The sequence below is a fragment of the Streptomyces sp. NPDC006283 genome, assembly GCF_040613325.1.
Classification (GTDB): Bacteria; Actinomycetota; Actinomycetes; order Streptomycetales; family Streptomycetaceae; genus Streptomyces.
In genome coordinates, this window is record NZ_JBEXRZ010000071.1 from 21902 (window position 1) to 34022 (window position 12121).

Genomic DNA, 12121 nt, shown 5'->3' on the forward strand with positions numbered 1-12121 from the left:
CCTCCGGACCGATGGACCTCGAGGTCCATCGGTCCATCAACCCATGGCCGGGCGGGGCGCGCCTGCGCGGTTACGCCTCCCAGACGGCCACCGCCGTACGGTCGTCGGCATACCCCTTCACCCGGAGCTGGGTGTCGGCGAGGAACTCGGCCATCCCCGGGGCGTCCGGCCTGCTCCAGCGCTCGGCCAGTTCCTTTGCGAGCGCCGGCTCGCCGCGCACCGGCTCCGCGAGACCGCTGCTGCACAGCAGGAGCGTGTCGCCTGGCCGGGCCACGGAGGCACGGAAGCGGAACGGCTCGGCGGGCGGCGGCGGAGCCTCGATGTACGGCGCCAGGGGTGTGGGGATGCCCAGATCCATGGTGAGCCGGTCGCCGTCCGGACCGGCCTCCGGCACGGGCGAACCGAACCCGACGACGGGCGCGCCGGTGACGTCGGCGCTGTCGGGGACGACCGGCTCGAGATCCTGCCAGACTCCGTCACGCAGCCGGAGCAACCCACCGCCGCCGACACCGAAGAAGACCCGTGTACGGCACTTCGGGTCGGCGGACAGAAGAAGGCAGCGCAGGCCGGCCGTGTACTGCTCCGGCTCGAGCCCGAGCTCGGCGGCGCGGGCGCGGAGCCTGCCGAAGCTGCGGTCGGTGAGCCGGTGCAGGCCCGACTTGAGATCGCCGCGGCGGCCTGCCCTTATGTCCTCCGAGAGCCGGGCGTGGCTGCGGCCGACGGCGCCGCCGATCCAGCGGCAGGCGTCGCCCGCGGCGAGATGCGCGGTGTCGGCACCGCGGACCCCGCCGGCCACGGCGACCAGCACGAGCGCGGCGGGGCCGGCGCCAAACCGCGCCGTGAGCAGGGCGTCGCGGCGCGGCTCGCCCCGGAACCGGGCGGAATCGCCCCGCACGGAGGCGGCCCGCAACGTGTACGTGCCGTACCGGGCGCCGTCCAGGACGGTGTCGGCGACGAGCTCGTCCAGCGCGTGCGCCTCGGCGGCGGGCAGCGCGGTCGGCTCGGCGTCGTACGTCGGCGGCCCGCCCCCGACCACCCCGGCCCTCGGCCCCTGCGCAGGTACGACCGCCCGCCCGCCGGGTGCACGAGCGCCGTTGCCCTGCTGCGCCCCGCCGTCGCCGCCCGACCGTCCCCCGGCGGTCAGGCCCGGCGGCGCCGCCTGCTGCCCAGTACCGGACGCATCACCGCCCCACGCGCCACCCGGTGACGGCGCGTCCGGCGCGTCCGGACCCGGCACGGGCCGGACACCGCCGCCGGAGCGGCCGTTGCCCGCGGGCCGGGGCCCGCCGGGCGAAGCAGCGGAGCCGTCGCTGCCGGAGGTGGCCTCAGTACGTGGGTCCCGCCCCGCCGCTTTCGCAGGCGTCGCCCCGTCGGCCCCGGGCGCGCCGTCTCCGGTGCGGGCCGCCCCGACCGGAGGAGGCGGTGACACGGCCGCACCGCCCTGCGGGGACGGCGGTACCGGCCCCGGTCCTGCCGGTTCGGCCGTCGGTCGCGGCGGGATGGACGCGGACGGTCGCGCGCCGTCACCGCCCGCAGGCGGGGACGGCGGCGGGTCCCACCAGTTGTGGGGGCGGGCGGTCACCGTGTCGGATGCCGAGTCGAAGCGGTCGTCGAGCGTGTCGGCGGACGACGTCGCCGGGCGGCCCGTGTCCGGAGCGGAGTCGTCGTACAGCCGGTTCCACCACTCGTCCTCGGTGGTAGGCCTGTTGGGCCTCTCCCCCTGCTCACTCATGCCCTTATTGTCGACCGCGGGCAGGGCCAGAAAACGGGCATTCCGAAAAGACACGTGCCAAAGGTCCGCCGGGCGGCCCAACCCCCCACGGGAAAGACGCCCGGCGGACCGGTCGTGATCGGCGCGTCCGCGCGTCAGCGCACCCCGTACGCGTCGACCACGAGCTGGGTGACGGAGTTTCCCTTGGCGTCCGTCAGTTCGGTTTTCAGGGTGACGCTGCTGCCGGCCGCGTCGGCGTGGTTCACGGTCGCGGCCCACGCGTCGTCGCCACGCCGCTCCGTGACCGCCTCGGTCCACGTCTCGCCGCCGTCGTACGAGTACGAGACCTTCGCCGCGGTCAGCGCCCCGGGCTTGTAGCCGGCGTGCCCCGTCGCGGTCAGGGCGATCCGCAGTCCGTCGCGCGGGGCGACGGTCTTGAGGCCGTCCTCGGGGAGACCGTAGCCGGGGAAGAGGAGCGGGATGCCCTGGGAGTAGACGGACTCGTCGAGGTGGGAGTGGAACCTCCAGGTCGTCCGTACCTGGGTGGAGCGCTTCCAGACCGCCGCGGGCGACCCGACCTTCATGGTGGTCATGGACAGTTCGTACGCCGCGTCGCCGGCCGGCACCTCGAAGACGCCGAAGGGGTAGGGGCTCTGCCCGATCTCCTCGCCGTCACGGACGAGCCGCATGTTCCCGATGTCGCCGAACGACCCGCCTGTGCCCACGTGTTCGCTGTCGCCCCAGAAGGCGGGGGCGGCGCCGATCAGGTTGCCCTGGCGTTCCGCGGCGAGCGCCGGCCTGCCCGACGTGTCGAGAGGTGCGGCCGGGGCAAGGACCCCGCCGTACCAGGTCTCCTCGCGCTGCTCGCCCGTGCGGTAGCCGCGCGGCCCGTCGAAGAGGTACTCACCCCACGGGAGGCTGGAGGAGACGTACCGCTCCCACCGGGTGTCGCCGGGTGTGTAGTACTCGGTGCGCACGCCCGGTGCGGGGACCAGGTCGAACCCGTAGACCGATGCCTGGATGCCGTTCGGGCGGTGGGCGATGAGGCCGTCGGAGTAGTCGGTGGCAACGCCCATCGCACGGTACGCGGACTCGTTCCTGGCGAGCTTGGCGTCCCGGACCCGGTAGGTGCGGTCGGAGGTCACCGGGCCGGACTCGGGGAAGGCGAGGTTGTAGACGTACGGGCTCTTGGCGGTGGCCTTCCAGCGCAGGGTGACGGGGCCGTCCGCGAGCCGCTCCAGCAGCAGCGCGGCCTCCGCGGCCTCGACGCCGAGGACCGGGTGCGGGGCGGCACCGAAGCCGGTGGCCGGCAGCCACGCGCCGGGCGCGGAGCGGTGCACGACGACGGCGAGGGCGCCCGCGGCCTTGGCGTTGCGGGCCACCGTCGTGGCGTTCGGGCTGCCGTCGGGCAGACGTACGAGCGCGAACCGGCCCTTCACGTCCGCCGCTTCGAGCTCCGCCGGAGTGCCGCTGCCGGCGTCGACCAGGCCCGCCTCGCCGGTGCCGTCGAGGTTGACGGAGCCGGTGCTCGCGGCGACGGGGTGCAGTGCCGGGCCTCCGTCGACGGTGAGCTGCTCGATCAGCGGGGCGTAGGCGCGCCAGTAGCTGGCGAACTCGAAGTCGCCTTCCTGGGGCCGCCCTTGGACGTCCGCGTAGTAGCCGGTGACGGAGCGCGAGCCGGAGAGGGTGCCTGCGTGCACCCAGGTGTCGTCCCAGCTGCGGGCGAAGCCGAGGGTGGTGGTGCGGGTCTCGGACTTACGGTCGGTCCTGATGCCCAGCCGGTGCGCGTCGCGTGCGTCGAGCACGACGGTCGTGTCCTTCTTCAACTCGACCTGGGGCCTGCCCAGATAGGTCACGGTGCCGTCGGGTGACGTGACGAAGGAGGAGAGGAAGTACGAGCCGGGCCGCAGCCGGTAGACCTGGTCGGCCGCGCCGGCGTTGGCGCGGCGCTCGCCCGTCGCGTCGTCGGTGCCGATGACGTCGATCGAGGACGACCCGGCGGCGGGCTTGCCTGCGCGGTCGAGAAGCTTGACGCGCAGCGTGACCGTCTCGGGCTCAACGTACAGCGAGAACGGCGTGGAGACGGTGACACCGCGCGCGGTCGCGATGACGCGGCCGGTGATGTCGCCGTACTGGGCGCGATCGAGACGGGTGGACGGGTCCAGGGTCAGCGGGACCTTTACGGTCGCACCGGCAGGCACGGTCACCGAGCGTGCGCCGAGCCGGGCGAGGCCGGAGCGAACGGCGGAGCCGTCGTTGCCGGTGACGTTCCGCACGTCCAGGTCGAGCCGGACGGGCGCGTCGCCACTGTTGGTGTACGGAATCTCGACGGTGGTGCGGTCGCTGTCGTCCTGGGGCCAGTTGAAGGCGCCGCCCTGGACGGCGGGGGCGCCGGTCACGGTGGCGTCGACGGCGGCCTTCACGTCGAGCCGGCCACCGCCCGTCTCCCGTACATCGCCGGGCACGGACGCCTTCGCCGAGGACACCAGCGCGGCCTTGATCTGCTGCGCGGTCCAGCCGGGCCTGCGCTGCTTGACGACGGCGGCGGCGCCCGCGACGTGCGGGGCGGCCATCGAGGTGCCGGACATCGACCGGTACGCGTACACGCCCCGGCCGCCCGCGGCGGCCGCCGAGATGCCGACGCCGGGCGCGGCGATCTCGGGCTTGAGGGTGTGCGTGACGATCGCGGGGCCGCGGCTGGAGAACTGGGCGGTGCTGTCGTCGCGGTCGACCGCGCCGACGGTGAGGACACTCGGCGCGCAGCCGGGCGAGGAGACGGTGTTCAGTGCCGGGCCGGTGTTGCCGGCGGCGACGACGAACAACGTGCCCTTGCTCTGGGCGAGTTCCTCCGCGGCGGTGCTCATCGGGTCGGTGCAGTCGGTCGGCTCGACGCTGCCGAGGCTCATGGAGACGACGTCGGCCTTCTGGTCGACGGCCCACTGCATGCCGGCGATGATCCACGAGGCGGCGCCGGAGCCGGAGTCGTTCAGGACCTTGCCGCTGAGCAGTTGGGCGCCGGGGGCGACACCCTTGTTCCTGCCGTCGCTCGCCGCGCCGGAGCCGCCGACGGTGGAGATGGTGTGGGTGCCGTGGCCCTGACGGTCGTCGGGCGTCTCGGAGTCGGTGAAGTTCTCCGCGGCGGCGACGCGCCCCTTGAGGTCGGGGTGTTCGGCGTCGACACCGGTGTCGAGGACGGCGACCTTGGTGCCCTTGCCGTCGTATCCGGCGGCCCAGGCCAGGTCGGCCCGGACCTGCCGGGTGGAACGGTCCAAGGTGGCCTCGACCTTGCGGTCCAGCCACAGCTTCTTCAAGCCCGCGGCGGACCGCGAACGGGTGTCGGTGACATCGGCCCAGAAGTCGGCCGCATGCTTCTTGTCGGCCTTGAGTGCGACGCCGTCGACGGCGTCCAGCACGAGGGAGCGCTCGGCACCGCGCGGCGCGGCGGGGACGGAGCGGGCGACATCGTTGCGGTACGTGGCGATCAGGGGCAGGGCGGTGGTGTGTGCGTCGTCGTAGCCCTGGCGGACCAGGCCGGTGACGTTGAAGAGCTGCTCGTCGACCGTGCCGGCGGCGAGCACGGCGGCGGCGCCCTCGGGGTAGACGTACAGGTCCTCCCCCGCTCGGCGCGTCTGCACGGTCGCGGTCGTGCCGTCGGGGCGCGGCAGCACGGTGACCGACGGGGCCCCGGCGGCGTCCTTGCCGACGAGTACACGGTCGCCCGTGACCAGGGTGACCGTGGTCGGCCGCTCCCCCTGTCGCGCTTCGGCCTCGCTGCCGACCAACGGTCTCTTCCCGGCCGCCTCGTCCTGCGGCCCGGCGGCCGCCGACGGCGCGATTGTCGTGACGGCCAGGACGGCGGCTGTGGCCGCTCCCAGTGCCGTACGCGATATCGGGCGCATCGCTCTCCCATCTGATTCCGACCGCAAAAGGGCACAAAGGTCCCGTCTCCGGTGGCTGTTGGTGCTGCGGTGGCACCACGTTGACAGAGATGCGGCCGGTGCAGGGATGATGTCCCGCGGCGGGTTTACGCCGTGGCCGGTTTCCGCCACGGCGGCCCATAAGCACACGTCCGGGGAGGGGTTCGGTGCTGGGAGCGATAGGGCTCGACGAGAGACAGGAGTCGGCCTACCGCGCGCTGGTCGCGCTCGGGGCCGCAGAGATCGCCGATCTCGCACGCCGGCTCACATTGCCGGAGCCGGAAACGGAACGCGCCCTGCGGCGCCTCGAGCAGCACGGGCTGGCCGCACAGTCCTCCGCACGCACCGGACGCTGGGTCGCCGCACCGCCCGGTGTCGCGCTCGGTGCGCTGCTGACGCAGCAGCGCCACGAGCTGGAGCAGGCGGAACTCGCGGCGGCGCTGCTCGCCGAGGAGTACCGCGCGGAGTCCGACGAGCCGGCGGTCCACGACCTGGTCGAGGTGGTGACAGGGGCGAGCGCCGTCGTACACCGCTTCGTCCAGCTGCAGCTCGGCGCGACGGAGGAGGTCTGCGCGCTCGTCACCGGCAAGCCCGTCGCCGTCACCGGCACGGACAACGAGGCCGAGGAGAACGCGGCGGCGCGCGGTGTGGCGTACCGGGTCGTCGTGGAGCGCGAGGTGCTGACCATGCCCGGCGGGTTCGCGGAACTGTCGGCGGCGCTGAGCCGCGACGAGCAGGTCCGCGTGGTCGACCGGGTGCCGACGAAGCTCGTCATCGCCGACCGCGCCCTGGCGATGGTTCCCCTCACCGGGCGCGGCGCCGAGCCCGCGGCGCTCGTCGTCCACGCCAGCGGGCTGCTGGAATCCCTGATGGGCCTCTTCGAGGCGGTCTGGCGGGACGCCGTGCCCCTGCGGCTCGGGGGCCTCGGCGACACCTTCGCCGAGGACTCGGTCGGCCCCGACGCCACGGACCTCGAGATTTTGTCCCTGCTGCTCTCCGGCATGACCGACGCGAGCGTCGCCAAGCAGCTGGACCTGGGCCTGCGGACCGTGCAGCGCCGGGTCAAGGGACTGATGGAGCTCACCGGCGTGACCACGCGCCTGCAACTGGGCTGGCACGCCTACGCGAAGGGCTGGGTGGCTCGCGACCTGCACGAACGGAACTGATCCTGCACTCTGGGCATGTGGGCGTGTGGCAGCTGCTGATGGTCGGCGGGGTGATGCTGCTGGGCCTCCTCGGGGTCGTCGCCCCGGGTGTCCCGGGGCCGTGGCTGGTGTGGGCGGCGATGCTCTGGTGGTCGCTGCACGAGCAGACGGGGGCGGCCTGGGTGCTGCTCGTCGGCTCGACGGCGGTCCTGCTCGTCAACCAGGTGATCGTCTGGCTGCTGCCCGCCCGCCGGCTGCGCGAGGTGGGCCTCAGCCGCAGGACGGCGGCGTACGCGGGCGCCGGCGCCCTCGTCGGCTTCTTCCTCGTCCCCGTCGTGGGCGCGGTCCCCGGGTTCATCGGCGGAATCTACGGCACCGAACGCAGGCGCCTGGGCGGCCACGGCCAGGCGAAGGCGGCGACCCGTGCCGTGATGCGCGCGGGGGGCACGAGCATGCTCGTGGAACTGTTCGGGTGCCTGCTCGTGGTCGGCGCGTGGATCTGCGCGGTGACCACGGCCTAACCACGGGGGCGTGTGAGGCGCAGGCTCGGACAACTCCGGCCCCGCCGGCAACCAAGCGCAGGCTCGGGCATCTCCAGCCCCGCCGGCGTTTGAGGCGCGGGGTTCGGGGCGGAGCCCCGACGAGACCGGCGAGGTCAAGCCGCCGCTGACGGGCCCTCACGTTCTCGCCCGCACAGGTCACCTCGCGACCGGCAGCCGCGCGCATCGCCGGCACGCCCGGGCCGACGCCGCCACCCTGGCGTGCGACGCGGCCGCGAGGGCGCCGGCGCACGCGAGCAGTGGCCAGTGCGTGGCCAGCACTGCGGCGGTGGCGAGCGCGAGCGTCGCGAGCGCCATGGCCACGCTGGCGGTGGTGCCGGCCCAGGCGACCGCGAGAGGCAGCCGCCGCGGGGTGGCCAGCCGGCGGGCGAGGGTGCCGGTGACGGCCAGTGTCGCGGCGGCGAGCACGGCGGCCACCGTCGCAACACCGGCCAGGTGAACGGCCAGGAGTTGCGCGGTCCGGGGCAGCAGCCAGGTCTGGCCATGGTGTGCGGTCCAGGACAGGTACCAGCAGGCGATGAGGAAGGGGGCGGTGAGGGCGACGGCCCGGGCGGTGTGCCGGGCCTGGGCGATGGTCAGCTCCCGCTGGCAGCTCGGCACGAGTTCGTCGACGGTGCCGAACTCCCGTACCGCCTGCTGGGCGGCGCTGCGATAGGGCATCCCTTCGTGGGCATGCGCCTCCACCGTGTCCGCGAGGCCGTCGCGGATCTCCTGGATCATCCTGGCCTTGGCCCGGACGGGGCCGTGCAGGGCAGCGGTCAGGCCCCGGACGTGGTCCTCGACTGGGTCGGCCTGCCGACCGGCGGCCGTCATGTCGCGAGTCCGGGCGGCGGCGCGGCGGGGTTCAGGACCGAGCCGATCGCCGTGGTGAACTCGGTCCACGCGGTCCGTTCCCCGGCCAAGGTGTGCCGGCCCGCGTCGGTGAGCTCGTAACACCGCCTGCGCCGTTCGCCCTCGGACTGCCAGCTGCTGCTCAGCAGCCCGAGCCGCTCGAGCCGGTTCAGCGCCGGGTAGATCGTGCCCGTGCGCAGCTCGAGCACGCCTCCGCTGCGCCGCTGGACCGCGGCGATGATCGCGTAACCGTGCAGCGGGCCCTGCTCGAGCACGGCCAGCAGCAGTCCGTCCAGGTGCCCTCGCACCGCATCCGCCCTCATGAGTAGGCAGCCTACACAAAAGCAGCATTGGCAGTGTATGTATTGGCAGCCAACGTAGTAATCACGAAGGGGAGGCGCCCGCAGTGACCAAGCTGCTGCTGTCCATCCATGTCCTCGCGGCGATCCTGGCGGTCGGATCGATCACCGTGGCCGCCTCGATGTTCCCGCGCTTTGCGCTGCAGGCGTCCGGCGGCGAGGATCCGGGCGGGCGGGCCGCCGGGATCGCCGCGCTCCTGCACCGGATCTGCCGCGGCTACGCCATCGCCGGCCTCGCCGTGCCGGTCTTCGGCATCGCCACCGGCGCCCAGCTCGGCGTCCTCACCGACGCCTGGCTGATCGCGTCGCTCCTGTTGACCGCGATCGCCGCGGCCCTGCTGGCGCTGGCCATCCTGCCCGCCCAGCAGCGGCTGCTCACGTCGGCTCAGGAATCGCCGGCCGAGGGCGCTGCGCGCCCGGTCGCAGCCCGGCTGACCATGCTCACCGGCATCTTCAACGTCCTGTGGGCCGTCGTCGTCGTCCTGATGATCGTCCGCCCCGGCTCCACGACGGGCGCGTGAGCGCCGTACGCACCTTGCGGTTCGCGGCCGCCGTCGAGGCCGCCTCCCTGGTGGTGCTGCTCGGCAACCTCTTCACCACCCACACACCGGCGGTCTCGTCCCTCGTCGGCCCGCTGCACGGCACCGCCTACCTCGTCGTCATCGCGGCCACCGCGACGGCCCCCTCCGCCGCCGCGTCGGGCGCCCGACGACATGCCCTCGTTCCGGGAGTCGGCGGGGTGCTCGCCCTGCGCCGCATGCGAAGCCGAACCCGAACGGGGGCGTGAGCCCGGGCGCCCGGGCAGGCCGCCGCACCCCGGACCACGACGGCAGCCTGCGGGAGCCGCGCCCATGGGCAGTCCACCCATGGGCGCGAGCACCCCCGGTGACGGTGCCTCAGCGCAGACGGCGCTTCAGCACAGACGCCCGCGCTTGGCAGCCATCGCCGCACGGCCCTCCGCGCCCTTCATCTTCCAGTCGCGCCGGATCTCCGCCCGCAGCCTCGCGTCCGTCTTCGCGACGATCCGCTGGTTCTCCCGCAACAGCTTGCGGTAGCTCTCCAGCCGGCGTTCCGGCAGCGCGCCGTCCTCGATCGCGGCGAGCACCGCGCACCCCGGCTCGGCCTCGTGCGCGCAATCGTGGAACCGGCACCGTTCCGCGAGGTCGTCGATCTCCGAGAACACCTGGTTCACGCCGGTCGCCGCGTCCCACAGCCCCACTCCCCGCAGACCAGGCGTGTCGATGAGAACTCCCCCTGCCGGAAGGACGAGCAGATTGCGGGTCGTGGTCGTGTGCCGGCCCTTCCCGTCGATGTCACGGGTGGCCTGGACCTCCATGACGTCCTCGCCGAGCAGGGCGTTGGCGAGGGTGGACTTGCCTGCGCCGGAAGTGCCGAGCAGGACGCTGGTGCCGTCGGCGACGATCGCCTTGAGCACCTCGACGCCCTCCCCCGAGGCGGAACTGACGGGCAGGACCTGGACGCCGGGGGCCGTGGTCTCGACGTCCTGCACGAGGTAGGACAGACCGGTGACGTCGGGGACGAGGTCGGCCTTGGTGAGGACGACGAGCGGTTGCGCACCGCTCTCCCATGCCAGCGCCAGGAAGCGCTCGATCCGGCCGAGATCGAGTTCGACCGCGAGCGAGACGCAGATGACGATGTGGTCGATGTTGGTGGCCAGCACCTGGCCCTCCGACCGCTTGGACGACGTCGACCGCACGATGGCGGTGCGCCGCGGCAGGAGGGTGCGTACGAACTGCGGGTCGCCGTCGGGGTCGACGGCCACCCAGTCGCCGGTGCAGACGATCTCCATCGGGTTGCGGGGCGTGACGAACTCGGTGTCCGCGCGCACCACACCGCCAGGGGTGATCACGTCGCACTGGCCGCGGTCGACCCGCAGGACGCGGCCGGGCAGCAGACCGCGGTCGGCGTACGGGGCGAACTCCGCCTCCCAGCCCTCGTTCCAGCCGTACGGGGCGAGAGAGTGCGACGAAGAAGAAGAGGTCGAAAGAGCAGACAGATTCAAGGGAAACCCTTCACAGGGCGGCCCCGGCACGCGCGTCTTGGGCGCGAAGGATGTGGAAGGTCAGCCGGTGGCCGCGGAGGTGGACTTGACGCACTTCTGGATGTGGGCAGCGCCCGTCGCGAAGACAGCCATCGGGTCACACCTCCTGCACTTCACTCGACCAGGAGCGGAGGCCACCGGCCACCGCTCGATTCGCACCCACCCTAGAGGCACGGGTACGTCGGGTGCCACGGAATTTATTCGCACGGCCCGGCGGCACTCTGCAGGCCTGCCGGCGGGGGGACGCGTGGTCCGCGGCCGGCTCCACGAGCGGTGCCGCCCGCTGCCCGTCAGCCGGCTCCCGGCTCCCCGCGCGCCGTGGCGTCTCCGGGGTGCTGCCCCCGTCCCAGGGCCCGGCCCGACAGCGGTGTGGGCGACAGGTTGCTGCTTTCCTCGCCCGGCTCGAGGAGGGTGTCGGCGGAGCCGACGATCAGCGGATCGGGCACACCGATCGCCTCGACGTCCTTGCTGGCGTAGTCCAGCCGCCACAACAGGCTGCGCATGGCCTCGAGGCGGCCGCGGCGTTTGTCGTTGCTCTTGACCACGGTCCAGGGCGCCTCCTGCGTGTCGGTGGCCCGGAACATGTCGACCTTCGCCGCGGTGTACTCGTCCCACAGGTCCAAGGAGGCCACGTCCGTGGGGGACAGTTTCCACTGCCGTACCGGATCCACCTGCCGGATCGCGAAGCGGGTGCGCTGTTCGGCCTGGGAGACGGAGAACCAGAACTTCACGAGCAGGATCCCGTCGTCCACGAGCATCCGCTCGAAATCAGGGCACTGGCGCAGGAACAGTTCGTACTCGTCCTGGGTGCAGAAGTCCATCACCCGTTCCACGCCGGCCCTGTTGTACCAGGAGCGGTCGAAGAAGACGATCTCACCGGCCGAGGGCAGATGCGCCACATAACGCTGGAAGTACCACTGCCCGGCCTCGCGCTCGGTCGGCTTCTCCAGTGCGACCACGCGCGCGCCGCGCGGGTTCAGCCGCTCCGTGAACCGCTGGATCGTCCCTCCCTTACCGGCGGCGTCGCGTCCCTCGCAGATGATGATGAGCCGCTGCCCCGTGTCCTTCACCCAGCGCTGCATCTTGAGCATCTCGATCTGCAGCACCCGCTTGCGCCGTTCGTACGCGGCGCGAGGCACTTTGCGCTCGTACGGATGGTTCTGCTGCCACGTCTTGATCGGACGGCCCGCAGCATCGAGAAGGACGGGACGCTCGGGCCGGCTCTCGTCCACGGTCAGTCCGTACAGCAGCCGCTCCGCTTCCTTTTCGTGGCTGGTGGTGTCGCTGCCCTTGTCGTTCTCGTCGTCATACACCGGCGTCACCTCGTCTCGCGGAACCACGCGAACTCCCTGATACCGCCACCCGGCACCCGGCACCCGGCGCGCGGGAGGCGGGGCCGCTCCCGAGGGGTTCACGCACGAGGCGGGGGCGGACCGGGAACGTCTCCCGAATGCTGCACCAGTCCGCAGTGACGGACGCCTGGCGCGTCCACGTCGCCCTGGCCGCACTCGCGGATGCCGACCGGGTTCGCGCTGG

General features: G+C 72.9%; 10 protein-coding genes. 4 read left to right on the top strand and 6 right to left on the bottom strand.

Translation table 11 applies throughout. From position 1 onward, the window contains the following. Positions 1-70: 70 nt before the first annotated feature. Both ABZ070_RS17155 and ABZ070_RS17160 read right to left on the bottom strand, forming a co-directional pair. Positions 71-1732: a protein phosphatase 2C domain-containing protein gene (locus tag ABZ070_RS17155; protein ID WP_356634538.1), complete on the bottom strand. Its 1662-nt coding sequence runs from the start codon at positions 1730-1732 to the stop codon at positions 71-73. A 134-nt stretch (positions 1733-1866) separates the two neighbouring features. Then, positions 1867-5610 carry a S8 family serine peptidase gene (locus ABZ070_RS17160; protein WP_356634540.1) on the bottom strand — a complete coding sequence of 1248 codons (3744 nt, stop codon included), beginning with the start codon at positions 5608-5610 and terminating at the stop codon, positions 1867-1869. A gap of 185 nt (positions 5611-5795) precedes the next feature. On the opposite strand from ABZ070_RS17160, the gene ABZ070_RS17165 reads away from it, so the two are divergent. Both ABZ070_RS17165 and ABZ070_RS17170 read left to right on the top strand, forming a co-directional pair. Continuing rightward, positions 5796-6794: a helix-turn-helix domain-containing protein gene (locus ABZ070_RS17165; RefSeq protein WP_356634542.1), complete on the top strand. Its 999-nt coding sequence runs from the start codon at positions 5796-5798 to the stop codon at positions 6792-6794. Positions 6795-6811: 17 nt separating this feature from the next. Next, complete coding sequence (locus tag ABZ070_RS17170; protein ID WP_356634544.1) at positions 6812-7294, top strand: DUF456 domain-containing protein; 483 nt, start codon at positions 6812-6814, stop codon at positions 7292-7294. 177 nt (positions 7295-7471) lie between these two features. Here ABZ070_RS17170 and ABZ070_RS17175 read toward each other — a convergent pair whose 3' ends face one another. Both ABZ070_RS17175 and ABZ070_RS17180 read right to left on the bottom strand, forming a co-directional pair. Beyond that, positions 7472-8146 carry a permease prefix domain 1-containing protein gene (locus ABZ070_RS17175; protein WP_356634546.1) on the bottom strand — a complete coding sequence of 225 codons (675 nt, stop codon included), beginning with the start codon at positions 8144-8146 and terminating at the stop codon, positions 7472-7474. Then, entirely contained in the window at positions 8143-8487 is a 345-nt protein-coding gene (locus ABZ070_RS17180) for a helix-turn-helix transcriptional regulator (RefSeq protein WP_356634548.1), read from the bottom strand. The genes ABZ070_RS17175 and ABZ070_RS17180 overlap by 4 nt, the downstream gene beginning before the upstream one ends. 83 nt (positions 8488-8570) lie before the next feature. Here ABZ070_RS17180 and ABZ070_RS17185 point away from each other — a divergent pair, with 83 nt between their 5' ends. Both ABZ070_RS17185 and ABZ070_RS17190 read left to right on the top strand, forming a co-directional pair. Further along, positions 8571-9044 carry a hypothetical protein gene (locus ABZ070_RS17185; protein ID WP_356634550.1) on the top strand — a complete coding sequence of 158 codons (474 nt, stop codon included), beginning with the start codon at positions 8571-8573 and terminating at the stop codon, positions 9042-9044. Next, positions 9041-9310 (top strand): hypothetical protein, encoded by a 270-nt coding sequence (locus ABZ070_RS17190; RefSeq protein WP_356634552.1) that lies wholly within the window; start codon positions 9041-9043, stop codon positions 9308-9310. The genes ABZ070_RS17185 and ABZ070_RS17190 overlap by 4 nt, the downstream gene beginning before the upstream one ends. A gap of 126 nt (positions 9311-9436) precedes the next feature. Here the strand turns inward: ABZ070_RS17190 and rsgA are convergent, their stop codons facing one another. Together rsgA and ppk2 are read right to left on the bottom strand one after the other, a co-directional pair. Then, on the bottom strand, positions 9437-10546 hold the full coding sequence (gene rsgA, locus ABZ070_RS17195) for a ribosome small subunit-dependent GTPase A (RefSeq protein ID WP_356634554.1): 1110 nt from the start codon (positions 10544-10546) through the stop codon (positions 9437-9439). Positions 10547-10875: 329 nt separating this feature from the next. Next, complete coding sequence (gene ppk2 / locus ABZ070_RS17200) at positions 10876-11835, bottom strand: polyphosphate kinase 2 (protein ID WP_356634561.1); 960 nt, start codon at positions 11833-11835, stop codon at positions 10876-10878. Between the last annotated feature and the right edge of the window lie 286 nt (positions 11836-12121).

What these genes read in the sequence shown, in the direction of transcription:
- ABZ070_RS17155 (WP_356634538.1), bottom strand. Translation starts at nt 1,732, where the DNA reads ATGAGTGAGCAGGGGGAGAGGCCCAACAGGCCTACCACCGAGGACGAG.
- ABZ070_RS17160 (WP_356634540.1), bottom strand. Translation starts at nt 5,610, where the DNA reads ATGCGCCCGATATCGCGTACGGCACTGGGAGCGGCCACAGCCGCCGTC.
- ABZ070_RS17175 (WP_356634546.1), bottom strand. Translation starts at nt 8,146, where the DNA reads ATGACGGCCGCCGGTCGGCAGGCCGACCCAGTCGAGGACCACGTCCGG.
- ABZ070_RS17180 (WP_356634548.1), bottom strand. Translation starts at nt 8,487, where the DNA reads ATGAGGGCGGATGCGGTGCGAGGGCACCTGGACGGACTGCTGCTGGCC.